This is a genomic window from Hymenobacter miniatus (assembly GCF_016427455.1).
Lineage (GTDB): Bacteria > Bacteroidota > Bacteroidia > Cytophagales > Hymenobacteraceae > Hymenobacter > Hymenobacter armeniacus.
On record NZ_JAELXR010000017.1, the window covers coordinates 39,080 to 62,807 of the forward strand.

Here is a 23,728-nt window from a genome sequence, read left to right on the forward strand (position 1 = left end):
AAGCGAACGGGGCTACAAACTTAAGCAGCCACGGGCGTTTTGGGGTCGTAGGCGTCGCGCAGGCCGTTGCCGAGCAGGTTGAAGCTGAGCACCAGCAGCGAAATGGCCGTGCCCGGCAGCAGCGTGAGCCACAGGCCGGCTTCGGTGCCCAGCAGGTCGTAGCCCTCCTTCACCATGAGGCCCCAGCTGGGCGCAGGCGGCTGCACGCCCAGCCCGAGGAAACTCAGGCCGGCTTCGAGCAAAATAGCCGCCGCAAAGTTACTGGTAGCCAATACGATGAGCGGCCCGCGCATGTTGGGCAGCAGGTGCTGGGCGATAAGCCGCCAGGTGGGCAGCCCCAGCACGCGGCCGGCCTCCACGAAGGTGGCCGAGCGCAAGCTCAACATCTGGCCGCGCACCACGCGGGCCACATCGACCCACATGGTGAGGCCCACGGCCACGAAGCTGACCCACACGCCTTTGCTGTCGAGGGCCAAGGAAATGGCGATGACCAGCATGATGCCCGGAATGCTCCATACCACCGTCATCAGCCCCAGCAACAGCGAATCGACCCAGCCCCCAAAATAGCCGGCCACCGCCCCCACCGCCATGCCCAGCGCCAGCGAAATGAGCACCGCCACCAGCCCGATGCCCAGCGAGATGCGCGTGCCCAGCAGCAGCCGGCTCAGCTCGTCGCGCCCGGCTTTGTCGGTACCCAGGAGGTAAGTGCGCGTCACGACGTGCTTCTCCCGAATTTCCTGCTGCAGTGCGGCGCGGGGACCGGTGTGGACCGTCACGGCGGACAACGCCAGCCGGCGCCGGCGCCCGGCCTCGGCCGAATGCTGGCCCAAGGGCTTGAGGATAATGGAATCGCCGGAAAATTCGTAGCCGCCAATGGGCGTTTCCAGCTGGTCGGGCTCGCGGCCGTGCAGCCAGGTGGGGAAGAGGTTGTCGGCGCCGGCAGAGTTGCGGGCCGAGTCGGGCAAGGGCTGGCGCAGCAGTTGCACGCGCAATCCCGGCCGCTCCTTCTGAATCTGCACGAAGCCGTGGCTGGCGTTGGGCGAGTTGTCGGGCAGTATCCAGTAGCCCAGCAGCGCCACCAGCGTGCACAGCGCAATAAAGGCCAGGCCGGCCACGGCGGGCCGGTTTTGCCACAGGCGCTGGCGCACGTAGTAGCCCGGCGGCCGGGCTACGGCGGCCGCGCTGGGGGCCGGGGCCGGAGCGGGCGTTACTGCCGTTGCGGCCATCGTTAGCGGGTGTTGTGCTGCAGCAGACCTTCCTTCGAGGCCAGGTAGGAGGCATCGCGGGCGATGGCGCCGAATGAGGTGGTTTCGTAAGCCAGCTCGGTGTCGACGTCGGGCCAGTAGCTGCGGATGAGGCCCTGCTCCAACAGGCTGCGCAGCTGGGCTTCGAGCTCGGCCGGCGGCAGGCCGGTTTTCTGGAGCAAGGCGCTAAACGGGGTGACGAAGTACAGTTCGTCGAGCAGGTCGAATTCGGGGTCAGTCACGGATAGAAAATCAGGCGGGCTGGGATTGGAGCAAATGTAAGCCGGAAGCTGCCCTCGCCCGATTGCCGATACCGCGGGGCCGGTTTTCTACGCTACTATTGTGGTTTGGGCGCTGGTTCCAGCGCTTCGCCGCTACTAGTACAAACGGTTTGCCGCACTCCATCGCGAAACAAGAAACTTACGCCCGACCCTTATGCGGTATCTGACTGGTGCGAAGGTACTGCTGGGATTGCTGCTTGCCTGGTTTGTCGGCCATACGGCCTTCACCGTCGTCGATGGCCTGACGGATGAGGGAAAAACCGCCGACGTGGCCGTCGTGCTCGGCAATAAAGTGAACGAGGACGGCAGCCTGTCGGCGCGGCTCGAAAGCCGCCTGCAGTGCAGCCTCGCGCTCTACCGCAACGGCCGGGCACACCGCCTGCTGGTGAGCGGCGGACTGGGCCGGGAAGGCTACTTCGAAGCCCGGAAAATGAAAGCTTACCTGATGGCCCACAGCGTGCCCGATTCGCTCATCGTCGTGGACGACCACGGCGACAACACGCAGGCCACCGTGGCCAACACCCTGCGCCTGCGCGACAGCCTGCACTACCGCAGCCTGCTCATCGTGTCGCAGTACTACCACCTCACCCGCACCAAAATGCTGTTCCGAAAGCAGCATTTCGATGCAATAAGCAGCGTCAGCCCCCGCTATGTTGAGGCGCGGGATGTGTACTCGCTCATCCGGGAGTTTTTTGCTTACTATAGCGAATGAACTGATTACCTAACGGCAATAATTGGGCGTTTATCTTCGAATAAGCTGGAATTCTAATTGGAGCAAGTGGATAAAGCAACGACTTGGTGGATGGGAAGCATCATGCTGCTGGCCGCCTGCCAACCCGAGCCCGCCATCAAAACGACTTATGTGAGCTACCAGGTTAACCCGCAACAGCAACAACTGCGACTATACTGGCACAACGCACAGGGGCAGCGTTTCGGCAGCCTGGGTCGGCTGCGCCAGACCTTGGCCGCCCAAGGCGACAGTCTGGTTTTCGCGATGAACGGTGGCATGTTCAATCCCGCTTTTGCACCGCAGGGCCTGTATATCGAAAACGAAAAAACCGTAACGCCCCTCGACACCGCTACCGGTCAGGGTAATTTCTACCTGAAACCCAACGGAGTCTTCTACCTCGCTACCGACCATAGCGCGCACATCGTACCCACCGCCGCTTACCACCACAATGGCCGCGTGGCCTACGCAACTCAGTCGGGGCCGATGCTGGTCATGGATGGGCGTATCCATCCGGCTTTTCGGGCGGGCTCGACCAACGTGCAGATACGCAACGGCGTGGGCATTCTGCCCAACGGCCACGTGCTGCTGGCCATGTCGAAAGTCAAAGTCAGCCTGTATCATTTCGCCGATTATTTCCGGAGTGTCGGCTGCCGGCAGGCGCTCTACCTCGATGGGTTTGTATCGCGCACCTACGCGCCGGCCGTCGGCTGGACGCAGCTCGATGGCGACTTCGGGGTGATTATTGGAATCACTACTCCGAAATCATCGCCACTACGGACTGGGCTCTCCCTTCCTGCGACTCGACGTAGGCGATTATGGCCGTGATTTCTTTGTCCGACAGCGCGAAGGAAGGCATTTGCTGCTTGTTGTATTTCGTGAACAGCGCCACGGCGTAGTCGTCGCCGGCGGCTACTACCTTGCTCGAATTCTTCACCCACGGCAAAATCCACGACACCGGGCGGCGCTTGGTGATGCCAGCCAGCGCCGGGCCCACCACCTGCTCGTTCACGGCGTGGCACTGGGCGCAGTTGCCTTTGAACAAGGCATCGCCAGCGGCCACTTCGGCGGCCTGGGCGCTGGTGAGCTGCGGCAGCGGCGCCGACGCGGGCAAGGCCGGCACCTGCCGTCCTTCCGGCTCGTCGGGGCATTGTTGTTCCGTCAGGGCATCGTCGGCCGAAAAGCCCGCTAGGCCGGCCGCGCTCAACAGGGTAAAACCAATCAGCACGACTATCAGCGCCATGCCCACCGAAAGGGCGAAACCAACCGAATTGAACCGCATAAGTACCGGGGGTTAGATGGAATATATATGCGGCAAATTTACCATCCAAGCCCTGCGAAGCCCTTTTTTGGGCGAATTTCTTCGCCCGCTAACTACTTCACCGCCCGCCCCTTCCACTGGTAGCCGCCGCGCCAGCCGGCGGCGCCTACAGCCAGCGCATACGGCGCGTACAGCAGCTGCAGCGGCAGTAGGCCCCCCAGCCACTTGTGCCGCCCCAGAAACCGCAGCACCGGCGCCAGAAACCACGCATCGGCCCCGAGCTTGAGGGCCCAGGCGGCCAGCACCCACGGCCATAGCTCCGGCCAGCGCAGCCCCGCCCCCACCCCAGCGGCCAGCGCTACGTTGGCGCCCAGCACCAGCACGGCCAAGCGGCGCGAGGCCGGGCTTTGGTAGTGCCGCCACTTGCTGGCCCAGCGCACCCGCTGCCGCAGCAACGCCCGCAGCGTGGGCGGCGCGGCGGTGCGCACCACGGCCGCGGCATCGGCCAGGAAATGCGCGGTGCCGGGGAAAGCGACGTGGATTTTGTGCAGCAGAAACTCATCGTCGCCGCTGGCCAGGTGGGCGTTGTCGGCAAAACCGCCCACGGCCTCGAAGGCCGTGCGGCGGTAAGCCAGGTTGGCGCCGTTGCACATGGTGGGCTGCTGGCGGGCCAGGCAGGCGCCGCCCACGCCCACCAGCCCGGCAAATTCCAGACCCATGAGCCGAGCGAAAAGCGTGTCCGGCCCCGTGAGCAGCACCGGGCTGCTCACGAAGTTGGCCTGCGGATGCCGCTGCAGAAGCGCAGCATAAGCAGCCAGCCAACCGGGGCCGAGCCGGCAGTCGGCGTCGGTGCACACCAGCCAGGGGGCGCGGGCGGCTTGCAGGGCGGCTTGCAGGGCGGCTTTCTTGCCGGTTGCGCCGGCGGGAAGCGCAATCAGCCGCAGCGGAAACTTCGATTTTGATGCGGCGGCCGAAACCAGCGCCGCCGTGGCATCGGTGGAGTGGTCGTCGGCGATGAGCACCTCAAACTGTGCAGCAGGCAGCGTCTGGGCCGCCAGGTCCTGCAACAATTGGGGCACCGTGTCGGCCTCGTTGCGGGCGGCAATGATGACGGAAAAACTCAACAAGGAAGTACCAAGCGCACCCGATTGCTCTTTCTTCCTTTTTGATTCCTCATTAAGCGCAGCAGAACGCGCCGCGTCCCAGCCGCCGCGCAGCCACAGCATCAGCCCAGCGTAGAGCAGCGGCAGCGCCAACAGCATAATTCCCGCCGCCATCATCGGCCGGCGCGCTTCTCGCGCAGCACCCGCAGGCCCGGCACCAGCAGCAGGCCGGCCGCGCTGGGCAGGGCAATGTTGATGACCCACAAGCTCAGGCTGGCCGAGAGCACCGGCAGCGCCGGCTGCCCCAGCAGCCCAAATAAGTGCGTGGCCGACAGCTCCCGCACCCCCACGTCGGCCAGGGCGTTGAGCGACGGCACCAACGACTTCAGCAAGAAAGTGCCCGCCACGGCCGCCAGCCCCGGCCCCAGCGGCGAGCTCACCCCGTAGGCACTGAGCAGCAGCAGAAACTGCGCGCAAAACACCCCATAGCGCAGCCCCGAAATGGCCAGCACCACGTGCAGCGCCCGCGCCGGGTAGGTGGGCATGATGGCCAGCGCCGGCCGAAACCGCCGCAGCGGCCGCCACAGCCCCAGCGCCGCCAGCAGCAGCCGCGAACGGTAGAGCGGCACCAGCACCAGCCCGCACAGCAGCACCGCCGACACCGCCACGCCCAGCCCGGCCGCCGGGTAGCCCCGCAGGTAAAACGTGAGCAAAAAGTAGAGCAGCCCCGCCACGCCCGCCAGCACCGTGGCCACCAGCTGGCAGTAGCGCCCCAGGAAAACGGCCCCCAGCGCACTCACGCGGCGGCTTTTGAGCTCGATGATGCGGCCGGCGTAGTCGCCCACCCGGTTGGGGGTGGCGAAGCCCAGCGTGAGGCCCACCAGCACCGCCCGGAAGCTGCGCCCAAACGTGACGGGCTCGAGGTGCCGGGCCAGGCGGTACCATTTCCAGGCCTCCAGGCCCCAGTTGAGGGGCACCAGCGCCAGGGCCAGCAGCACCGGGCCGCGCCCGGCCCCGCTGAGCGTGGTGGCCAGCAGCTGCCGCCAGGCCGCGGCCGTGTCGGGCGCCGAGAAGATGCTGTTGTACAGCAGCCCCAGCGTGAGCAGCGTGACCCCGATTTTGCCCCAGAACACCAGCCGGCGCCACTGCCGGGCGCGGCGGGGCGCGGGCTCCGGCAAGTTCGGGCCGCGCGGACCTTCCGGGCCCGGTATTGCGTTGGAGCGGGACCGCACCGCGGCTGCTGCCCCGGGCTGGCCGGGGTCGTAACTTTGTGAGAGATGCCTGCCCCCCAACGCCCCCGCCCCGCTCCTGCCCTCGACCTGCTGCCCAAAATCATTCTGGGCGTCGACCCCGGCACCCAGATTATGGGCTACGCCCTGATTGAGGTGCGCGGCCAGCGGGTCGACGTGCTGTGCTACGACGTTATCAATATGAAGGCCTTGGGGTCGAATCACGCCGTAAAGCTAAAGCGGATTTTCGACCGCATGCTGGAGCTCATCGACGAGTACCTGCCCGACGAGCTGGCCATCGAAGCCCCGTTTTTTGGGGTGAACGTGCAGAGCATGTTGAAGTTGGGCCGGGCCCAGGGCGTGGCCATTGCCGCCGCCCTTTCCCGCCAGATTCCCTACGTGGAGTACGCCCCCACCAAGGTCAAGCAGTCCGTCACCGGCTCGGGCTCGGCCACCAAGGAGCAGGTGGCCCACATGCTGCGCCAGACCCTGAAGCTGCCGCCCATCGCCGAAGCCAGCAAGTTTCTGGACGCCACCGATGCGCTGGCCGTGGCCCTCTGCCACCACTACATGAAGGGCAACAACACCACCGTGAGCGGCGGCAAAAGCTGGGGCAAATTCCTGGCCGAGAACCCCGAGCGGCTGGGGGCGAGCACGGGCGCGGCTAAAAAGAAGGCGCCTACGAAACTATAAAGCTGCGGTTTAGTGTGAAGTTCAAATTCAAGCACAGGCGACTAATCACCGCCTATGATTTCCATGCTGGTTGTACAGCCGCCTAGTTACAGCTTTAATATCTCCCTTTGGGAGTGCCATTGTATCAAAATTTCGGGATAGTCTGCTTTAAGCGCATGTTCTATCTCACGAGCCATTTCGTTTTCATCCTGAACACAAGTAGCGCTGTAGAATGAGTGTACAACTCTATCTTCTATTTGTAGCGGCTTTATCGGGCCCAAGAAAGGCTGTAATGTTTCGAGAGCTTGAAAAATAACCCAAGGGTAAGGGCGTATATGCCTATGCATGTAGTGATTTAACCACTCGTTTACCCATTCAATTTCGGTCCAGCGAAAATCATCTGTATAGCTAACAGATTTTAAATTCTTCGAAACTTTAATAAGAGTTGCTAAGCCGATACTTTTCCCCCTACTTGTTGCATAATCGATACCTAAAAGTCCTCTTACTCGACTCTCCAATGACATCCTCAATGCATAAATTGTCAACAGGTCTGTTTGATAGTTATTTTGGTTTTGCGGCCTGATTTGGTGCGAGTAAAACAGTCGTTTCGCAACATCAAAGTGGACTGCTGAAGGCAATGTATTAGTACTAATTAATATAAAGCTTATGTCTTCATTCACGTCTAGAATTGCGACATATTTAGCTATGTCTGCAATTAAAACTTTTACTTGGGCAGGAGTGCAATCAGCTTTTATCGACATTAAATATTCTACTGCATTCTGAATATGGCATCTGATAAGCAGCTTACTGTCTCGCTTAGCCCATTTTATTTTAAAAGCATTCTGCCTCCTGCATGCAAGAGTAAGCGCTTTACCACCCAACTTCCGCAGGTATTCAATAAGAGCCTCTATATTTTCTTTACCAGTGCTTCTGTAAGCGGCCTTCAAATATTCTGTCATGCCCATTTGTCAAATATTTAAAAGTCACCTCATTATTTGAACTGCAAGATTGCAATCTGAATTATGTTCATACCAACAACTCCCCCACCCCATACGTCACTGCGTAGCCGCTGATGTCCACCCTATCGCCGCGCAGGCGGCACCACAAGTCGCCGCCGCGGGGCGAAATCTGCCGGGCGTGCAGCTCGGTTTTGCCCAGCTTCTGGGCCCAGTAGGGAATGAGCGTGCTGTGGGCCGAGCCGGTCACGGGGTCTTCGGGCACGCCCACGCGGGGCGCGAAAAAGCGCGACACGAAATCGATGCCATTGTTGCCGGGCGCGGTGGCGATGACGCCCACGTACTCCAGCGCGGCAATGCGGGAGTAGTCAGGGCGCAGGGCCAGCACTTCGGCTTCGGTGTTGAAGACGACGAGCAGGTCGCGGGCGGCCAGCACGTGCAAGGGCGTGGCGCGCAGGCCGTCGGCCAAGCCGGTGGGGTGCGCGGTCAGTTCCTGCGGCGGGCGCGAGGGGAAGTCGAGGGTGAGGCGGCCATCGGCTTCGCGGGCCACCCGCAAGGGGCCGCTCTGGCTGTGGAAGGTGACCTGCGCTTCGGAGAAGCCCAGGTGCGTGAACAGCACGTGCGCCGAGGCCAGCGTGGCGTGGCCGCACAAGTCGATTTCCACGGCCGGCGTAAACCAGCGGATGTCGTACTCGGCCGGCGCGCCGGCGCGGGGCACGATGAAGGCGGTTTCGGCCAGGCTGTTTTCGGCGGCGATGCGCTGCATGAGCGCGGCCGGTGGGAAAGCGTCGAGCGGGCACACGCCGGCGGGGTTGCCGGTGAAGGGCGTTTGGGCGAAGGCGTCGACGTGGAAGTAGCGCATGGCGTGGGGGCAGGTTAGGCGAGGCAGCAATTGTGCGGCAAGAATACGGCGGCGGGCGCTTGGCCGAATGGTTCGGGGGCGTCGGCGCGTGAATTTTTCAAAATAACTTAGGGGCCACGCAACCGCGCCGGCCGGCCGCCGGTCATGGGTTCAGATGCCGGGGGCTGTACAGCCCGGCGTCTTCACACTTTTACTGCATGCCGCCTCCCCTTGCCCCGGTTGATGAGGCCTTGCTGGCGGCGTGCCGGCGGGGCGAATCGGCCGCGCAGCACCGGCTCTATCAACGCCTCGCCTATGGCCTCATGGGCGTGTGCCTGCGCTATTGCCCCAACCGGGCCGAAGCGGAGGACGCCCTGCAAAACACGTTCGTTAAAATTTTCACCCGCCTCGACCAATACCGCGGCCAGGGCCCCTTCGAAGCCTGGGCCCGCCGCATTGCCGTCACCACCTCGCTGCACGCCCTGGAACAGCACCGCCTGCGCCACCCCGGCCCCAGCGGCGAGGCGCTGGACGAACTGGCGGCCGACCTGCCCGCCCCCGAGCCCTCGGCCATGGAGCAACTGGCCGCCGACGACCTGCTGGCCCTGCTGGCCACGCTGCCGCCCGGCTACCGCACGGTGCTCAACCTCTACGCCGTGGAGGGCTACTCGCACCAGGAAATTGCCGAGCTGCTGGGCATTGCCGAAGGCACCAGCAAATCGCAGCTGGCCCGGGCCCGCCGCCTGCTCGAATCCCGCCTGGCGGCCCACCATCACCCCCAATTGCCATGACCGACCGCGAACCCGACGACCTGTACGATGCCTTGCGCCGCCGCTTGGCCGACCACGGCCAGGAGCCGCCCGCGCCGCTGTGGGCCAACATTCGGGCGCAGTTGCCGCCGCCGGTGGCCGCGCCCCAGCTGCGCAAGCGCCGCCACAAACGCACGGCCGCCGCGCTGCTACTCCTGCTGCTGGCCGTGGTGGGCACGGCCGGCTGGCAGTGGTGGCGCGTGGGCCAGCGCCGCGAGCTGGCGCAGCAGGCGGCCCGGCGGGCCGACCAGCAAAATCAACTGGCCACGTTGCAGCCGGGCACTGCTCCGGCGCCCGGTGCCGCGCGCTCAGGCTCAGCCAGCGAGGGACCCGTGGCGGGCGTTGCGCCGGCTTCAGGTGCAGCCTCTTTCAGTGCGCCAGCATCCGCAACTCCAGCCGTTGCAGCGGCTGGGGAAGCGGCGCCGGGAGCGACTACGCCAAGGAATGCTGTAGCTGGGAATGGTACCGGACTGGTTTCCGGGCCTAGTAGTACTGGCGCGGCAGTCGCTTCCGGCGCTATTACGGCAGCTTCGCGGCCGGCCGTGAAAACCGCGACTGGCCGCACGGAGGGAATAGCTATGGTTGGCCGTTCGGCCCGGAAAGGCCGTTTTGCCGCCGTGCTGGCCAAGCCAGGGGCAGGAGACCAGGAAGCGGCAAGTGCTGCCCGGCCTGGCCAGGCCTGGCGTCCGGTGAACGCTGCCGCTGTCACTGTGGCGGCGGTTGCGCCTCGTGGGGCAGTTTCTGGAGCTGGCCGCATGAACGATAACGGAGCAACTCCAGTCAACCAGAGCGGCTTAGCCAGCGGCGAGATAGGCGGCACGCAGGCAGCGGCCGTCGCCGGAATGTCGAGCAGCGAAGCAGCTTCATCCACGTGGACGGGCCCGTTGGCCTCGCGCCGCGCAGTGCTGTCGCCCGTGGAGATGGCAGCGTTGCGCCTGGCCTTGCCGGCCGACACGCTGCCTCGGCTCCCGGCGGTGCCTGTGCGCCGCTGGGCAGTGCAGGTGGTGGGCGGACCGGCTTACACCTACCGGCACCTCAGCCAATCCAATGACTTAGCATCTAACGCCCTTAGCTCGCCAACGCCAAACACCATCAGGTCGTACGACACAGCAGGCAACGTGCGCGAACAGCAGGAACAAGCCGGCACCGGCCTGGCGCTGGCGCTGCAAGTGCGGCGCGTGCTCAGCGGCCGGTGGAGCCTGAGCACCGGCCTGGGCTACCAGGAATACGCCCTTCAACGGACTTATGACGAGGTAAAAGCCATTACCTCGTCGATTCCGCCGGTGGTGGTATCGAACCCGCGGCCTCCCATCACCACTTACGTCTTCACGCAAAGCACTTACCGCGACACCTACCGCTTCCTCACGGTGCCGGTGCGGCTGAGCTACGTTCTCGGGGCCACCAAAAAAATCAGTTATGCCTTCAGCGGCGGGGCCGATGCCGCTTTTTATCTGGGCGGCAACAGCGCCGGCTCCGATGCGGCCCGCCACGCCTGGGGTCCGAGCGCCGACGGCCCCAACCGCGCGCTGAATCTGTCGCTCAGCGGTGGGCTCGACGTGCGCTACCGCGTGGCCTCGCGCCTGGAGTTGCTGGCCCAGCCCAGCGCCACGTACTTCCTCAGCTCTTTGGCGAAGCCGGTTTCCGGCCTCACACCCCGGCACTTGCTGGGCGCGGGCGTGCTGCTGGGCGTATCCTACGACTGGCGCTAAGCAGCGAGGCTGAACGGGGTAGAGAAGCAACATGTTGCTTCTCTACCTCTTGGCGGCTTCTACCGGGCCCGCAACTTATTGCAGCTCGCCGCCCACAATCACCTCGCGCACCGGGTTTTCGCCCAGCCAGTACGGGATTTCGGCCACGCTGCCCACGTTGAGCAGCAGGAGGTCGGCGCGCTTGCCGGGCTCCAGGCTGCCGCAGTCGGCGGCGTGGCCGAGGGCCCAAGCGGCGTTGAGGGTGGCGGCGGCCACGGCCTCCTGGGGAGTGAAGCCCATTTTGAGGCAGGCCAGGGACATGGCCAGCCACAGGTTTTTGCTGGGACAGGAGCCGGGGTTGAAATCGGTGCTCACCGCCACCGGCAGGCCCTGGTCGATGAAGGCGCGGCCGGGCGCAAATTTCTCCTGCCGCAAAAACAGCGGCACCAGCGGCAGCAGCACCGCCACCGTGCGCCCCTGACTGCGGCGCGCAATGCGGCCGGCGGCTTCAGGCGTGAGGTAGTCGCAGTGGTCGATGCTGGTGGCGCCCAGCTCGGCAGCCATTTCGCAGCCGCCCAGGTCGTGCAGCTGCTCGGCGTGAATCTTTAGCCCAAAGCCCATTTTGTGGGCCTGCGTGAGGAAATACTGCGCCACGTCGAGCGGAAACGCACCCGCCTCGCAGAAAATATCGACGTAGGCCGCCTCCCCTTTCAGGTCCGACAACACTTCGCGGAGAATAAAATCGACGTAGGACCGCGGGCCGGCTTCCTTGAACTCGGGCGGCACCACGTGGGCGCCCAAGAAGGTGGGCACCACCCGCACCGGCTGCCGGCGGCCGGCCTCGCGGGCCACCCGCACCAGCCGCAATTCGGTGTCGCGGTCGAGGCCGTAGCCGCTTTTGGCCTCCAGCGTGGTCACGCCGTAGCGCAGAAACCCGTCGAGGTGGTGCAGGGCGTTGGCCAGCAGTTCGGCCTCCGGGGCGGCGCGGGTGGCGCGCACGGTGCTCAGGATGCCCCCGCCACTGGCCAGGATGTCGAGGTAAGACTCGCCGCGCAGCTTGCGCTCGAACTCATGGGCCCGATTGCCACCAAACACGAGATGGGTGTGGCACTCCACCAGGCCCGGCATTACCACGCGGCCGGAGGCGTCGAGCAAGCGGGTTTCGGGCGTGATGTGGGCCAGGTCGAGCTCGTCCATCGGGCCCACGGCCACGATTTTATCGCCCCGGCAGGCCACGTAGCCGCGCTCGATGATGGTCCAGTTGTGTAGGTCGGGCCCGGCCAGGGGGCGGTCGGCGGGGCCGCCGGCCAGGGTCAGCACCTGGGCCGCGTGCTGAATGACGAGGGTGTAGGGAAGCATGCGGCAAATAACGCTGGCCGTAATGAAGAATAAAGAACCGGCCCTGACATTGCTTCGCTGCGCGCGAATTGACCGGTTTTACGCTTACGTCCAGTACTGCACCGGGGCGGCGGGAAAGCGGCGCTGCCACTCGGCGTAGAACCACGCCTTCATGGCCTTCATCTGCTCGGGCTGGTACACGTATTTGAGGCCGCCGAACTTGTTGCGCTTCACGGCGCGGCCTTCTTCGGCCAGGTCGAGGCTGGTGTTGGGGTACCATTGCAGCAACACGTCTTTGGAACCGGGCGTGAAGCGGTGGGTGATGAACTCGACGGTGAGGTCGCAGTCGAAATCAAATGCCTGTTGCAGGCGGTCGAGCAGCTCAGTGTAGTGCTGCTGCCAGTCGGGAATGGGCATGATGGGCGCCAGCACCACGCCCACCGGGTAGCCGGCGCCGCCCAGGGCTACGGGCAGCGCCAGCCGGCGCATGGCCTGAATCCGGGCCTCGACCGAGGCCGTGCCGCCTTCGAGGCGCCGGGCCACGGGCTCAGCGTTGAGGGAGAAGCGGGCCCGCGTGCGGCCGCGGTGCGGCAGGGCCAGCAGGGAGTCGATGTGGTCGTATTTGCTCACAAAACGCAGCTGGGCGCCCTCGCGGGTGCTGAAGTGGCGCACGGCTTCGGCCAGGCTGCCGGTGAGGTGCTCAATGCCCAGCACGTCGGTGTAGCAGCTGGCCTCGAAACTGGTGACGCGGCCGGGCCGCTCGTAGCTGGCGGTGTTGGCCAGCAGCTGGGGCAGGTTGGCGAAGGCCTTCACCACGGGCGGGCCGCTGAGCGAGCCGGCCAGGTAGCAGTACTGGCAGTGGGCGGGGCAGCCTTCGGCGAGGTTGAGCTGCCAGTCGGCCGAGGGCGGGGTGGGCTGCAGGCGCAGGGCGCCGGCGGGGGCCTTCACCACGGCCAGGGTGTTTTTGGCGGTGCGGTAGGTGGCGCGCACGTCGCCGCCGGGGTCGCGCAGGCCGGTGAGGCGGTTGCTTTTCAGCAGCTCCACTTCCAGGTTTTGGGCCGAGACGCGGGCCAGAATTTGCTGGCCAAACTCTTCGTCGAGCGCGTCGGGGGTGAACACCACGCGCTGGGGCAGCCACAGCTTGGCCGAGTGCGTGCGGGGCGCCAGGGCCGGCGTGGGCACGTCGGTGAGCAGGGCATCAGAAAGCGAAACAAGCGTGCCAGCAGTGAGCATAAAATCAGGTTGGTGACAGATAGTTATGCAACGCTTTTTAGCGTGAATAAAGTCCATAAAAACGGCCTAAAAACACGCGCCAGCGCCTTTTATCACACGAACTCGCCTCCCAAAAACAGGCAAAATCAGCCCTTCCGCGGCGGTTGCCCACGTGGTTGCGTATTCCTCCCCGCCCCTTCCCCAGCTGCCCGATGCCCGACTTTAACAACCCCGCCCCGCTCATTCTTACTCTGATGTTGGACGAAGCATCTCAGACGTATTTCAACGACCTACGCCGGCAGCACTTCCCGCCCAACATCAACTACCTGGCGGCGCATCTCACCTTGTTTCACCACCTGCCGGGAGCAGATTTGGCCAACATTCGCCAGCAATTGAGTGCCTTGTGCCGCAACCAGACCCCGCTCGCGCTGCAGGTCACAGGGCTGCGCTCGCTGGGCCGCGGCGTGGCCTTCACCCTTGAGAATGAGCAATTGCGCGCCCTGCACCGCCGCCTGCAAAGCTTGTTTGCCGCCCACCTCACGCCCCAAGACCAGCAGAAGCTGCAGCCGCACGTCACCATCCAAAACAAGGTGACGCCTGAAGCCGCCCGCCAGCTGCTGGCCGCCCTGCAGCCGGCGTTTGCGCCATTTGCGGCCGTGGGCACGGGGCTGCACCTGTGGGCCTACCGCAACGGCCCCTGGGAAAGCCTGGCCGAGTTTCCGTTTGACATGTAAGGCGGGGCAAGCCCTGCCCCTACTTCGGGCCTTCCCAGTCGGCCAAGGCGGCGCGGTGCTCCTGCGCCACCTGAGCCAGCACCGCCGCATCGGGGCGCAGGCCGATGGTGACGGCGGTGCCGCGCTCGCGGGCGTAGGGGTCGGCCACGGCGCCGAAGCGGCGGTAGCTGCCAAAATGCGAGGCCAGGTCGTCGTCGGGCTCGTCGTCGACGATGAGGATGGCCTGGCACTGCGCCAGCTGGGCCGGCGACGGGTACCAGTAAATGAAGCTGCCGTTGAGGCTGTGGGCCGGCGGCAGTGCCCGGCCGCGGTTGAAGTAGTTGATGGCGCTGGCCTGGCCGTAGTTGGCGCAGTGAATGAGGGTGTGGGCGCGCGCTTCGGCGGGCAAGGACTGGTAGGCGGCCCAGGTGTTGGCGGCCAGCTCGCGCCAGCCGCGCATGTCGGCGTAGTCCTGGGGCAGGGCGTGGTCTTCGCCGTCCTCCCAGCGGTAGAGGCCGAGCTTGGCGTAGGTGGGGCTCAGGGCGGCCATCTCGGCAGGGCCCCGCACCGGAAACAGGAAGGGCGCAAAAAAGACCAGAAACACCAACGGCACCAGCACCAGCGCGGGCTGCAACGCCGCTTTCCAACGGAACCGGCGCAGCCAGGCCTCCCACCACACCGCCCCAAACGCAAACAGCACCGGGTAGTAGCCCAGGGCATAGTAGTCCTTGCCGTGCAGCACGGCCAGCAGGCCCACGCCCAGCACGGCCACCCAGCCCACCGCCCGGTACGGCCGAAATGCCCGCCCCAGCAGCAGGGCCAGCAGGCCGGGCGCCCACACCCAGACGGCGGGCAGGTTCATCAGCAGCTGGGCTTTCCAGAAATCGGCGGGCTCGACGTGCACCAGCTGGCTGGATTTGAGCAGGGCCATGTGGTGCAGAAACGGCACGCCGTGCTGCACCTGCCACACCGCGTTGGGCAGCCACAGCAGCAGCCCCAGCCCCGCCGCGCCCCAAAAATGCCGGTTGAGCAGCATGCGCCGGGCCGGCGTGAGCAGCAGCGCCCCGCCCAGCGCGGCGATGAAAAACAGCGTGGTGTACTTGTTCAGCAAGCCCAGGCCCAACGCTGCCCCCAGCAGGTACAGGTAGCGCGGGCGCTGCTGCTGCTGCAGGTAGCCCACCAGCGCATACAGCGCCAGCACAAACCCAAAGACTTCGAAGGAGTTGGGCTGAAACAGCAGGTTGAGCCGCGCAAAGGCGGTGCCGAGGTAGCAGGCGCCGGCCAGCGCCTGCGCAAACCACCCGCCGCCCAGCCGCCCCGCCAGCCGCACCACCAGGTACACGGTGGCCGCGCCCCACCAAAACGGCCAGAAGTGCACCCAGCCCTCGCCCCCGCCCAGCGCCAGCGTGGCCCAGCCCTGCGCGGCAATGAGCGGCGGCACTTCCAGGTAGCCCCAGGCCAGGTGCCGGCCCTGGTTGAGGTAGAGGTATTCGTCGCGCTGCAAGTCGTACTGCGGGCTCAGCAGGAAGTAGCCCGACACGAACTTGACCAAAGCAAAGGCGAGCGGCAGGAGGCGGTTCATGGGCGGCAAGGTAGCACCCGGCACCGGCTAGCACCTGAATCCTTCAACATAGCCCCATTTACATTGCTATTCTTAGGATTGGCACTTGGCAGGCAAGGCGCTATCTTTAGCCGCCTTCACTTTTTCCCGCTAGTTTTTTGAGCAACCCCTACCCTTCCGATGGTTATTTACGGTTATAACGGTGCCCATGTACGCACCGCTCCGGTGCCCGGCGCCTGCCCCTCCTGCCTGGCCGAAGATTCGCTGCGCGCGAGCGTTTACAGCCGCTACGCCCACGTCTACTACATCCCGCTCTTCCCCTTTGGCAAGCCGGTGGCGGCGGCCTGCGCCAACTGCAACCTGAGCTGGGACCAAAAAGAGCTGCCGGCGCAGCTGCGCGAGCCCGTGCGGGCCCTGAAGCGCGAAACCCGCCTGCCACTGTGGACGTGGTCGGGCACGGCGCTGCTGGTGCTGGGCATGGGCTGGGCCGCCGTGGCCGGCACGCAGAACTCCCGCGAAAACGACGCCTTCCTGGCCGCCCCGCGGGTGGGCGACATCTACACCGTGCGCGCCAAAAACGACGACCCCAACTACTCGCTGCTGAAGGTGGTGGCCGTGAAAGGCCCAACCGTGGACGTGGTGGAAAACCAATTCCAAATCGACAACGACCACCCTATCGACGCGCTCAATTCCCCCGGCAAATACGGCAAGGAGACGTTTTCCCTGAGCCAGTTCGAATTGAAAATTATGCAGAACAAAGGCCAGCTCACCGACGTGGACCGGCTGGAAACCGAGTAGGCGCCGTCAGCGGGCCTGACTCGGCTTGTGGGCGCGCATCATGCGGCCAAACCCGCCGATGCCCACGTCGAGGTAAAAGAGCGTGCCGCTTCCGGCCGGCATCTGCGGGCTGCGGGCGGCGCGCACGCCGCTGCGGATTTTGAGGAACCAGGAGCCGATTTCTGGGCCGCTTTCGGTGCGCCAGAGCAGCACGTTCAGGTCGAGGCCGGCGGTGAGGGGGTAGCCGAAGGTGACGTCGAAATCCAAGTCGGGATTTTTGCGGTCTTCCATTTTGGCCGGCGCGAAATTGCACCACGATACGCCCACAAACGGCGTAACCTGCAGGCGTTTGGCTTCGAGCAGGCGGTAGCCCACCGAAATTTCGGGCACGTAATAGTTGAGGCGCTGCCCGGTGGGCCAGGTACGGCCGTCGTAGGTGTAGGCGTGGCGGGTTTCGGCCGTGCCGATGTAGTTGCGCAGGTACAGCAGGTACCGGTCCCAGCCGAACTCAAACCCGTGCCCGAAGTTGAACACCGGCCGAAAATCCTCGTTCAGCCCGCCCGTGAAAAACCCGGTGCCGGAGTGGAAATCCAACCCGTAGCTGAACCGCGACGGCTGGTACACCGGCCGCACCACGCGCTGCACAAAATAGCCGTACTCCGAGCGCGGGTAGCGGTCCAGGAACTGCTGCAGGTCCGTGTTGAGCTCCTGGGAAGTCGGCGAAAAGCGCCGCTGCGTCATCAGCGAGAGGGCGAGCTGCAGAAAAGTGGAATCTTCGGCCGGCACGCGGGCTTGCCGGGCGCGGGCGCGCAGGTCGGCCTCGTGGCGCACGAGGTAGTCCTGGGTCAGGTCGAGCAGGCCGTCGCGGGGCGGCTGCTGGCGGGGCCGCGCCAGGCGCGGGGCATCGAAGGGGTTGTCGGCCGCCACCCGTTTCAGCAACTGCTCAAATTGCCCGGCCGCCAGCAGCAGGGCCCAGGCCTCGGGCGGCTGCAGGGCGGTCACGGAGTCGGGCACGGTTTGGGCCAGGTAGGCCAGCAGCTGGGGCACCTGGCGCACTTCGTCGCGCCGCAGGTCGGCCAGCAGCACCTCGCGCACCTGCACCACGCGCACCATGGGCGGCACGGCGCCTTGCACGAGGCGCTGGTTCAGGCGCCGGGAAATGGAATCGGTGGCCGGGGCCTGCTGCGCCCACGCCGCCGAGCCCACCAATACGAACAGGCCCGCCAGGGCGCCTCGCCAGGTCATACAGAAACAGTTGCGCCGCGTTTTCGGCAACGGGCCGAGCGAAGGTCGCAAGAAATTTCAAACCAGCGGGCCGGCTCAGAGGGCCTCCGGCAGGCGCACCAGCTTGAGGTAGTCGCCCAGCCCGGCCGGCTTCTGAAACACGTGAATGAACAGGATGTGCTCCTCGCCCCGGCTGCGCCAGGTTTCGGCGTAAAACCCTTCCACCGCATACAGCACCAGGTCGAAGCTGTCTTCCTGGCGCTCGGCCAGGCGCGTGCCGTGCCGGGCCAGGTGCTCGGCCTGGCGGCGCTGGTGCAGGGCTTTGAATTCGGCGAAGGTCATGGCAAAGCGAAACGACGCTTTTGCAAAGTTCGTGCGCCGGCGGCCTACTTTGTGCCATGAACACCTTTCGCTTTCCTCACCCGCTGGTGCTGCTGGTGGGCTTCATCGTGCTGGCCGCGGTGCTTAGCTACGTGCTGCCCGCCGGCCGCTTCGACCGCCGCCAAGACCCCGTTGCCCAGCGCGAAGTGGTGGTGGCCGGGTCGTACCACCGCGTGCCCGCCACGCCCGTGGGCCCGCTCGACATGCTCGTGGACCTGCCCAAGGGCCTGGCCGATGCCGCGGGCGTGGTCTTTCTCATCTTCCTGGCCGGCGGTGCCTTCACCGTGGTCGACCAGACCGGCGCCCTGCGCCACGGCGTCGACTGGCTGCTGCTGAAAACCCAGGGCCGGCAGGTGCTCGTCATTCCGCTGGTGGGCCTGCTGTTTGCCACCATGGGCGCCCTCGAAAACATGGGCGAGGAAATCATTGCCCTGGTGCCGGTACTGCTGGTGCTGATGCGACGATTGGGTTTTCCGGCCCTCACGGCCGTGGCGGCCAGCGCCGGGGCGGCGTTTGTGGGCGCCTCGTTCAGCCCCATCAATCCCTTTCAAGTGGGCATTGCCCAGAAGCTGGCGCAGCTGCCGCTGCTCTCGGGCGGGGCCTACCGGCTGGCGTTTCTGGTGCCGGCCCTGGCGCTGTGGCTGTGGGGCACCATTCGGCACGCCCAGCGCCACCGCGTGCCCGTGGAAATAACCGAGGCCGAAGCCGCGGCCGACACCCGCGGCGCCGGCCGCCACGGCCTGGTGCTGCTGTTGCTGCTGCTGGCCTTCAGCTACTTTGCCTACGGCGTGGTGCAACAGGGCTGGGGCTTCGAGGAGATGGGCGCCCTGTTTTTTGCGCTGGGCGTGGCGGCGGGCCTGCTGGGTGGCCTGGGTGCCACCGGCACGGCCGAGGGCTTCGTGGTGGGCTTCCGCGACATGGCGTTTTCAGCCATGCTCATCGGCTTTGCCCGCACCATTTTCGTGGTGCTGGAGCAGGGCAACATCGTCGACACCATCGTGAACGGCCTTGCCACGCCGCTGGGCCACTTGCCCGTGTCGGTGGCGGCCCTGGGCATGATGGCGGTGCAAACCGCGCTGCACGTGCCCGTGCCCAGCGGCAGCGGCCAGGCCACGCTCACCATGCCCCTGCTCACGCCCCTCTCCGACCTCATCGGCCTTTCCCGTCAGGTGATGGTGCTGGCGTTTCAGTACGGGGCCGGCCTTTGCGAACTCATCACGCCCACCAACGGCACGCTCATGGCCATGCTGGCCGCCACCGGCGTGCGCTTCGAAAACTGGCTGAAGTTTGCCGCGCCGCTCTACCTCGGCCTGGTCATTATCGGCGTCATCAGCATCGTCACCGCCATCGCCGTGGGGATTTAGCGGACCTAATCGGCCCGCAGCTCGCTGGCCTGGAAAATGCGCGGCAGCTTGCGCTTGCGCTCCACAATCTGAAACGTGGCCGTGTCGCTGGCTTCGTCCCAGAACACGTCGGACACGTGGCCGAAGTGGCGGTACTGGCCCGGCTGCGGCGTCACTTCCTCCACCGCGTCGCCGAAGCTGAACGGGGGCTTGTGGTAGATTTCCTTGAACAGCTCGGGGCGCACCAGAAACTGCTGCTCGTCGTAGCGAATGGTGAGCCACTCGCCCTCCTCGTCTTCGGCTATTTTTTCGAAAAGCTTGCCCATGGGCTCCAGCAGCTCAAACGAGCGCCGGTTGGCGGGGTGAATGTAGCGGAAGCCGTAGTCGGGCGACCAGCCGTAGAGGCCAAAAACAACGGGTTTGGGACGGGGCATTGGGTAGGGTAAACGCAGGGCAAAGATTACCCTCAAAACCCCAAACCGACCGTCGAAGTTGCCGCTTGGGGCGCTTTAGTGCTCCTGTGGCGCGGCGTCCAGCTGCGCGGCGGCGTGCGCCAGCAGGCGGTCACGGTGCGCGGCGCCCTCGTGCAGGTGGGCAAAGGAAATGCGGCGGGCGCGGCCGTTGGTGCAGCGCACCAGCACGTCGGCGGGCCCGTCGGGCTCCACGGCGGCCACCTCGGCCCAGCGCAGCTCGTGCTTGCGCCCCAGCCGGTTGGTGCGCAGGGCAAAGCCCCTACCGTGCAGGTGCAGAAACCGCCGGCCGTCCAGCTCCTTCATGCGGAAGGCCATGACCACAAACATGACCGCTGTGGCCGCATAGAGCAGCGGCAGAATCGGGGTTTTGTGCGGGTGGCCTGCCAGCGCGGCTTCGTGGTGGCGGTGCCAGATGTGGTAGCTCTCGAGGGCCAATATGGCAGCCGCGGCCAGTTCCAGCCACGCCACGGGCTCGCGGTGGTGCGGGTGGTGGCGCAGGTGCACCCACTCGCGCACCATCAGCGCGAGGTAGGCGGCGCCTATCAGTACTTCCAGCGCCCGCAACGCGGTGAAGGACTCCTCGCCGCTGAGCACCGGGGCAATGCCGAACAGCAGCACCACGGCCGGCCCAAAATGCCCAAACGACTTGCCCACCTGCTGCCGGGCGTGGCGGCGGTGGTACAGGGTGGTGCGTTCGGGGAGAGCGGTGAGCGGGGGGGCGGTATTCATGGCCGTAATGTCAGCGTGAGGCGGCAATGCGGGGGGTGGGCGCCGCCGGCTAGCGGCCTGAGCGACAGCCTGTACCCGAGCCACGCCGGTGCAAGCTAGCCAAAAGTTTGGCAGGTTCGTATGGTTGAGCTACCTGCTGCTCAGCATCGGCCGCATTTTCGGCTGCCCGGGCAGTGTGGCTTTGCTTTTTTCAATGCTTACCGCTTCCGCTTCCAAACCCGCGCCCCGCGCCGCTACTGCTTCCCAAGCTTCCGCTTCCTCCCCCACCACGGCCCCTTCGCCCGGCCCCCAGCCCGGCATGGGCGCCGTGCCCCACGCCGGCGGCACCACCTTCCGGGTGTGGGCGCCCCACGCCGAGACCGTCGCGGTCATCGGCTCGTTCAACGACTGGAACCCCGAGCAGCACCCGCTGCAACACGAAGCCGACGGCTACTGGGCCACCGACGTGCCCGGCGCCAAGCCCGGCGACGAATACAAATACCGCCTCACCAACGGCAAAAAGCAGTTTGACCGCAACGACCCCTACGCCCGGCAGGTGACGAATTCGGCCGGCTCCTCGGTGGTGCACGACCCGAATTTCGACTGGGCCGACGACAACTTCCAGATGCCGGCCTGGAACGAGCTGGTGATTTACGAACTGCACGTGGGCACCTTCAACGCTCCCGACCAGGAGCGCGTGGGCACCTTCGCCGACGTGGCCGAAAAGCTGCCTTACCTGCGCGAGCTGGGCATCAACTGCATCGAGCTGCTGCCGGCCACCGAGTTTCCGGGCAGCCGCTCGTGGGGCTACAATCCCTCCAACCCGTTTGCCCTCGAAAGCGACTACGGCGGGCCCGTGGCGTTCAAGGAGCTCGTAAAAGAGGCCCACCGGCACGGCATTGCCGTGGTGCTCGACGTGGTGTACAACCACTTCGGTCCCGGCGACCTGGATTTGTGGCAGTTCGACGGCTGGAGCGAAAACGACGGCGGCGGCATCTACTTCTACAACGACTGGAAAGCCGAAACGCCCTGGGGCCACAACCGCCCCGACTACGGACGCCCCGAAGTGCGTCAGTACATCCGCGACAACGCCCTGATGTGGCTGCAGGAATACCGCGTCGACGGCCTGCGCGCCGACGCCATCGCCTTCATTCGCAACGTGCACGGCGAGGAAGACCCCGGCGCCGACCTGCCCGAAGGCTGGAGCCTGATGCGCTGGATTAACGAGGAAATCGACCAGACCATGCCCTGGAAAATCACCATCGCCGAAGACATGCGCGGCAACGCCGGCATCACCGAAAGCGTGGCCAACGGCGGCCAGGGCTTCGATTCGCAGTGGGATTCTTCGTTTGTGTACCCTGTGGTGGAAGCCCTCACTGCCGCCCACGACGCCGACCGCAACATGCCGGCCGTGGCCGCCGCCCTGGCCGTGAGCTACAACGGCGACGCCTTCCGCCGCGTCATCTACACCGAAAGCCACGACGAGGTGGCCAACGGCAAGAGCCGCGTGGCCGAGGAAATCATGCCCGGCGCGGCCGACCATTATTTTGCCAAGAAGCGCACCACCCTGGGCGCGGCGCTGGTGCTCACGGCGCCGGGCATTCCCATGCTGTTTCAGGGCCAGGAGTTTCTGGCGCCCGGCGAGTTCAACGACGCCGAGCCGCTGGAATGGGCGCACGTGGAAACCCGCGCCGGCCTGGTGCGCCTCTACCGCGACCTGATTGCGCTGCGCCGCAATTTCCACGGCTTCACGCGCGGCCTGAGCGGACAGCACACCCGCGTGTTCCACGTCAACGACGACCAGAAGCTGGTGGCCTTTGCCCGCTGGGCCGACGGCGACGGCGGCCCCGGCGACACCACCGTGGTGCTGGCCAACTTCGCCCACCAAGCCCACGAGGCATACACCATCGGCCTGCCCGGCCCCGGCCACTGGACGGTGCGCTTCAACAGCGACTGGCGCGGCTACGACGGCGAGTTCTCCGACTTCGACAGCTTCGGGCTAGACGCCGAAGCGGGCGAATACGACGGCTACGCCTGGCACGGCAGCATCGGCGTGGCGCCGTATGCGGTGCTCATTTTGTCGCAGGATTAGGGCGCTTGGGAAATACCCCCAACGCCGTGCCGCGCCGGCAGTCACGCTCAAGAAGTGTGACAGCCGGCGCGGCATTTTTGCTTTTCTCGACCCAAAATGTAAAGCCCTTTCGCCGCCCAAACGCCGGGTTTGGGCGGTGTTTCTTCCTATTTGCCTTTCCTTTGCCGTATGGCCCACACTCCTGCCACTACCATCAATCGCCCCGCTTCCGAAGTCCAAAACGCGGCTTTTATCATCGCGGGCGTGATTGCCGCAGCCTTTGGCCTCAAGGCCTTCCTGCTTTCCAGCCATTTCATTGACGGCGGCGTGACGGGCGTTTCGATGCTGCTGGCGGCGTTGCTCCACCTGCCGCTGGCCGCCCTCATTCTGGTCATCAACCTGCCCTTTGTGGCGCTGGGCTACCGCCAGATGGGCCGCCGCTTTGCCGTGCGCAGCGCCATCGGCATTGGCGGGCTGGCGCTGGTGCTGGCCTTCGTGCCCTTCCCCGACATCACCTCCGACCGCCTGCTCACGGCCGTGTTCGGCGGGGTGTTCATTGGGGCGGGCATTGGGCTGGCCATGCGCGGCGGCGCCGTGCTCGACGGGACCGAAATAGCCGCCCTGCTCGTGAGCCGCCACCTGACGCTGCTCAAAGTCAGCGACATTATATTGATTCTGAACGTCATCATCTTTGGCGTGGCCGTGTGGGTGCTCGGCACCGAGCCGGCGCTGTACTCCATGCTCACCTACTTCGCGGCGTCGCGCGTGATGGAGTTTGTGCTCAACGGCATCGAGCAGTACACGGGCGTCACCATCGTGTCGGAGCACAGCGAGACCATTCGGCTGGCCATCACCGAGGGCCTTGGGCGGGGCGTGACGCTCTACCAGGGCAAAGCCGGCTTCGGCAAGCGCGGCGAGCAGCTCAATGAGCGCGACATCGTGTTCACCGTCGTTACCCGCCTCGAGCTGCCGCAGCTGCACGCCGAAATCCGCCGCATCGACCCCAATGCGTTTGTGGTGCAGTACGGCATCGACGACGCGCACGGCGGCATCATCAAGAAGCGGCCGCTGCACTAGGTTTGGCTTGTAAAATCGGCACGCAACGGCCCGTCTTGC

24 protein-coding genes are annotated in these 23,728 nt (G+C 65.4%); 10 read left to right on the forward strand and 14 right to left on the reverse strand.

Features of this window, described 5'->3' with window-relative positions; genetic code table 11:
- Window positions 1-20: 20 nt before the first annotated feature.
- Together JAO73_RS20295 and JAO73_RS20300 are read right to left on the reverse strand one after the other, a co-directional pair.
- Window positions 21-1,226 (reverse strand): ABC transporter permease, encoded by a 1,206-nt coding sequence (locus tag JAO73_RS20295; protein ID WP_198979090.1) that lies wholly within the window; start codon window positions 1,224-1,226, stop codon window positions 21-23.
- 2 nt (window positions 1,227-1,228) lie between these two features.
- Window positions 1,229-1,486 (reverse strand): hypothetical protein, encoded by a 258-nt coding sequence (locus JAO73_RS20300; protein WP_190921841.1) that lies wholly within the window; start codon window positions 1,484-1,486, stop codon window positions 1,229-1,231.
- A 193-nt stretch (window positions 1,487-1,679) separates the two neighbouring features.
- Between JAO73_RS20300 and JAO73_RS20305 the strand changes: the two genes are divergently transcribed.
- The gene (locus JAO73_RS20305) at window positions 1,680-2,237 is read left to right on the forward strand and encodes a YdcF family protein (protein ID WP_198979091.1); all 558 of its coding nucleotides are present in this window, start codon (window positions 1,680-1,682) and stop codon (window positions 2,235-2,237) included.
- Window positions 2,238-2,339: 102 nt separating this feature from the next.
- Window positions 2,340-3,080 (forward strand): phosphodiester glycosidase family protein, encoded by a 741-nt coding sequence (locus JAO73_RS20310; protein ID WP_198979092.1) that lies wholly within the window; start codon window positions 2,340-2,342, stop codon window positions 3,078-3,080.
- On the opposite strand, the gene JAO73_RS20315 is transcribed toward JAO73_RS20310, so the two are convergent.
- From JAO73_RS20315 to JAO73_RS20325, 3 genes are all read right to left on the reverse strand, one after another.
- Window positions 3,007-3,495, reverse strand: a complete 489-nt coding sequence (locus tag JAO73_RS20315; RefSeq protein WP_198979093.1) for a c-type cytochrome — start codon at window positions 3,493-3,495, stop codon at window positions 3,007-3,009. The genes JAO73_RS20310 and JAO73_RS20315 overlap by 74 nt on opposite strands.
- A gap of 131 nt (window positions 3,496-3,626) precedes the next feature.
- On the reverse strand, window positions 3,627-4,640 hold the full coding sequence (locus JAO73_RS20320; protein WP_198979094.1) for a glycosyltransferase: 1,014 nt from the start codon (window positions 4,638-4,640) through the stop codon (window positions 3,627-3,629).
- Between the two features lie 149 nt (window positions 4,641-4,789).
- Window positions 4,790-5,794, reverse strand: a complete 1,005-nt coding sequence (locus JAO73_RS20325; RefSeq protein WP_198979095.1) for a lysylphosphatidylglycerol synthase transmembrane domain-containing protein — start codon at window positions 5,792-5,794, stop codon at window positions 4,790-4,792.
- A 99-nt stretch (window positions 5,795-5,893) separates the two neighbouring features.
- Here JAO73_RS20325 and ruvC point away from each other — a divergent pair, with 99 nt between their 5' ends.
- Window positions 5,894-6,538 (forward strand): crossover junction endodeoxyribonuclease RuvC, encoded by a 645-nt coding sequence (gene ruvC, locus JAO73_RS20330; RefSeq protein WP_198979096.1) that lies wholly within the window; start codon window positions 5,894-5,896, stop codon window positions 6,536-6,538.
- Between the two features lie 86 nt (window positions 6,539-6,624).
- Here ruvC and JAO73_RS20335 read toward each other — a convergent pair whose 3' ends face one another.
- The gene (locus JAO73_RS20335; RefSeq protein WP_198979097.1) at window positions 6,625-7,476 is read right to left on the reverse strand and encodes a hypothetical protein; all 852 of its coding nucleotides are present in this window, start codon (window positions 7,474-7,476) and stop codon (window positions 6,625-6,627) included.
- A gap of 67 nt (window positions 7,477-7,543) precedes the next feature.
- Window positions 7,544-8,365 (reverse strand): PhzF family phenazine biosynthesis protein, encoded by an 822-nt coding sequence (locus JAO73_RS20340; RefSeq protein WP_317191262.1) that lies wholly within the window; start codon window positions 8,363-8,365, stop codon window positions 7,544-7,546.
- A 167-nt stretch (window positions 8,366-8,532) separates the two neighbouring features.
- On the opposite strand from JAO73_RS20340, the gene JAO73_RS20345 reads away from it, so the two are divergent.
- Window positions 8,533-9,105: an RNA polymerase sigma factor gene (locus JAO73_RS20345; protein ID WP_198979098.1), complete on the forward strand. Its 573-nt coding sequence runs from the start codon at window positions 8,533-8,535 to the stop codon at window positions 9,103-9,105.
- On the forward strand, window positions 9,102-10,832 hold the full coding sequence (locus tag JAO73_RS20350; protein WP_198979099.1) for a hypothetical protein: 1,731 nt from the start codon (window positions 9,102-9,104) through the stop codon (window positions 10,830-10,832). The genes JAO73_RS20345 and JAO73_RS20350 overlap by 4 nt, the downstream gene beginning before the upstream one ends.
- Window positions 10,833-10,907: 75 nt before the next feature.
- On the opposite strand, the gene hutI is transcribed toward JAO73_RS20350, so the two are convergent.
- Together hutI and JAO73_RS20360 are read right to left on the reverse strand one after the other, a co-directional pair.
- Window positions 10,908-12,170, reverse strand: coding sequence for an imidazolonepropionase (gene hutI, locus JAO73_RS20355; protein WP_198979100.1), 1,263 nt, complete (start codon window positions 12,168-12,170; stop codon window positions 10,908-10,910).
- Between the two features lie 84 nt (window positions 12,171-12,254).
- Entirely contained in the window at window positions 12,255-13,382 is a 1,128-nt protein-coding gene (locus JAO73_RS20360; RefSeq protein WP_233169315.1) for a spore photoproduct lyase family protein, read from the reverse strand.
- Window positions 13,383-13,573: 191 nt separating this feature from the next.
- Here JAO73_RS20360 and JAO73_RS20365 point away from each other — a divergent pair, with 191 nt between their 5' ends.
- Window positions 13,574-14,095 (forward strand): 2'-5' RNA ligase family protein, encoded by a 522-nt coding sequence (locus tag JAO73_RS20365; RefSeq protein WP_198979101.1) that lies wholly within the window; start codon window positions 13,574-13,576, stop codon window positions 14,093-14,095.
- A 19-nt stretch (window positions 14,096-14,114) separates the two neighbouring features.
- On the opposite strand, the gene JAO73_RS20370 is transcribed toward JAO73_RS20365, so the two are convergent.
- Window positions 14,115-15,656 (reverse strand): glycosyltransferase family 39 protein, encoded by a 1,542-nt coding sequence (locus JAO73_RS20370; RefSeq protein WP_198979102.1) that lies wholly within the window; start codon window positions 15,654-15,656, stop codon window positions 14,115-14,117.
- A 159-nt stretch (window positions 15,657-15,815) separates the two neighbouring features.
- Between JAO73_RS20370 and JAO73_RS20375 the strand changes: the two genes are divergently transcribed.
- Window positions 15,816-16,433, forward strand: a complete 618-nt coding sequence (locus JAO73_RS20375) for a hypothetical protein (RefSeq protein ID WP_198979103.1) — start codon at window positions 15,816-15,818, stop codon at window positions 16,431-16,433.
- 6 nt (window positions 16,434-16,439) lie between these two features.
- On the opposite strand, the gene JAO73_RS20380 is transcribed toward JAO73_RS20375, so the two are convergent.
- Window positions 16,440-17,657 (reverse strand): hypothetical protein, encoded by a 1,218-nt coding sequence (locus JAO73_RS20380; RefSeq protein ID WP_198979104.1) that lies wholly within the window; start codon window positions 17,655-17,657, stop codon window positions 16,440-16,442.
- Window positions 17,658-17,732: 75 nt separating this feature from the next.
- Window positions 17,733-17,978, reverse strand: a complete 246-nt coding sequence (locus JAO73_RS20385) for a hypothetical protein (protein ID WP_198979105.1) — start codon at window positions 17,976-17,978, stop codon at window positions 17,733-17,735.
- 56 nt (window positions 17,979-18,034) lie between these two features.
- Between JAO73_RS20385 and JAO73_RS20390 the strand changes: the two genes are divergently transcribed.
- Window positions 18,035-19,381, forward strand: a complete 1,347-nt coding sequence (locus tag JAO73_RS20390; protein WP_198979106.1) for a YfcC family protein — start codon at window positions 18,035-18,037, stop codon at window positions 19,379-19,381.
- Window positions 19,382-19,386: 5 nt separating this feature from the next.
- Here the strand turns inward: JAO73_RS20390 and JAO73_RS20395 are convergent, their stop codons facing one another.
- Both JAO73_RS20395 and JAO73_RS20400 read right to left on the reverse strand, forming a co-directional pair.
- A complete protein-coding gene (locus JAO73_RS20395) occupies window positions 19,387-19,794 on the reverse strand; it encodes a DUF6960 family protein (RefSeq protein WP_198979107.1) in 408 nt (135 codons plus the stop codon).
- Window positions 19,795-19,869: 75 nt separating this feature from the next.
- On the reverse strand, window positions 19,870-20,562 hold the full coding sequence (locus JAO73_RS20400) for a hypothetical protein (protein WP_198979108.1): 693 nt from the start codon (window positions 20,560-20,562) through the stop codon (window positions 19,870-19,872).
- 193 nt (window positions 20,563-20,755) lie between these two features.
- Between JAO73_RS20400 and JAO73_RS20405 the strand changes: the two genes are divergently transcribed.
- The gene (locus JAO73_RS20405; protein ID WP_233169316.1) at window positions 20,756-22,633 is read left to right on the forward strand and encodes an alpha-amylase family glycosyl hydrolase; all 1,878 of its coding nucleotides are present in this window, start codon (window positions 20,756-20,758) and stop codon (window positions 22,631-22,633) included.
- Between the two features lie 168 nt (window positions 22,634-22,801).
- On the forward strand, window positions 22,802-23,689 hold the full coding sequence (locus tag JAO73_RS20410; protein WP_198979109.1) for a YitT family protein: 888 nt from the start codon (window positions 22,802-22,804) through the stop codon (window positions 23,687-23,689).
- Window positions 23,690-23,728 lie beyond the last annotated feature (39 nt).

Excerpts from the sequence above, each read along its gene's own strand:
- JAO73_RS20335 (WP_198979097.1), bottom strand. The coding sequence starts at position 7,476 with ATGACAGAATATTTGAAGGCCGCTTACAGAAGCACTGGTAAAGAAAAT.
- hutI (WP_198979100.1), bottom strand. The coding sequence starts at position 12,170 with ATGCTTCCCTACACCCTCGTCATTCAGCACGCGGCCCAGGTGCTGACC.
- JAO73_RS20345 (WP_198979098.1), top strand. The coding sequence starts at position 8,533 with ATGCCGCCTCCCCTTGCCCCGGTTGATGAGGCCTTGCTGGCGGCGTGC.
- JAO73_RS20400 (WP_198979108.1), bottom strand. The coding sequence starts at position 20,562 with ATGAATACCGCCCCCCCGCTCACCGCTCTCCCCGAACGCACCACCCTG.
- JAO73_RS20410 (WP_198979109.1), top strand. The coding sequence starts at position 22,802 with ATGGCCCACACTCCTGCCACTACCATCAATCGCCCCGCTTCCGAAGTC.
- JAO73_RS20385 (WP_198979105.1), bottom strand. The coding sequence starts at position 17,978 with ATGACCTTCGCCGAATTCAAAGCCCTGCACCAGCGCCGCCAGGCCGAG.
- JAO73_RS20370 (WP_198979102.1), bottom strand. The coding sequence starts at position 15,656 with ATGAACCGCCTCCTGCCGCTCGCCTTTGCTTTGGTCAAGTTCGTGTCG.
- JAO73_RS20295 (WP_198979090.1), bottom strand. The coding sequence starts at position 1,226 with ATGGCCGCAACGGCAGTAACGCCCGCTCCGGCCCCGGCCCCCAGCGCG.
- JAO73_RS20305 (WP_198979091.1), top strand. The coding sequence starts at position 1,680 with ATGCGGTATCTGACTGGTGCGAAGGTACTGCTGGGATTGCTGCTTGCC.
- JAO73_RS20395 (WP_198979107.1), bottom strand. The coding sequence starts at position 19,794 with ATGCCCCGTCCCAAACCCGTTGTTTTTGGCCTCTACGGCTGGTCGCCC.
- JAO73_RS20390 (WP_198979106.1), top strand. The coding sequence starts at position 18,035 with ATGAACACCTTTCGCTTTCCTCACCCGCTGGTGCTGCTGGTGGGCTTC.
- JAO73_RS20375 (WP_198979103.1), top strand. The coding sequence starts at position 15,816 with ATGGTTATTTACGGTTATAACGGTGCCCATGTACGCACCGCTCCGGTG.
- JAO73_RS20405 (WP_233169316.1), top strand. The coding sequence starts at position 20,756 with ATGCTTACCGCTTCCGCTTCCAAACCCGCGCCCCGCGCCGCTACTGCT.
- JAO73_RS20315 (WP_198979093.1), bottom strand. The coding sequence starts at position 3,495 with ATGGCGCTGATAGTCGTGCTGATTGGTTTTACCCTGTTGAGCGCGGCC.
- JAO73_RS20380 (WP_198979104.1), bottom strand. The coding sequence starts at position 17,657 with ATGACCTGGCGAGGCGCCCTGGCGGGCCTGTTCGTATTGGTGGGCTCG.
- JAO73_RS20350 (WP_198979099.1), top strand. The coding sequence starts at position 9,102 with ATGACCGACCGCGAACCCGACGACCTGTACGATGCCTTGCGCCGCCGC.
- ruvC (WP_198979096.1), top strand. The coding sequence starts at position 5,894 with ATGCCTGCCCCCCAACGCCCCCGCCCCGCTCCTGCCCTCGACCTGCTG.
- JAO73_RS20310 (WP_198979092.1), top strand. The coding sequence starts at position 2,340 with ATGCTGCTGGCCGCCTGCCAACCCGAGCCCGCCATCAAAACGACTTAT.
- JAO73_RS20360 (WP_233169315.1), bottom strand. The coding sequence starts at position 13,382 with ATGCTCACTGCTGGCACGCTTGTTTCGCTTTCTGATGCCCTGCTCACC.
- JAO73_RS20365 (WP_198979101.1), top strand. The coding sequence starts at position 13,574 with ATGCCCGACTTTAACAACCCCGCCCCGCTCATTCTTACTCTGATGTTG.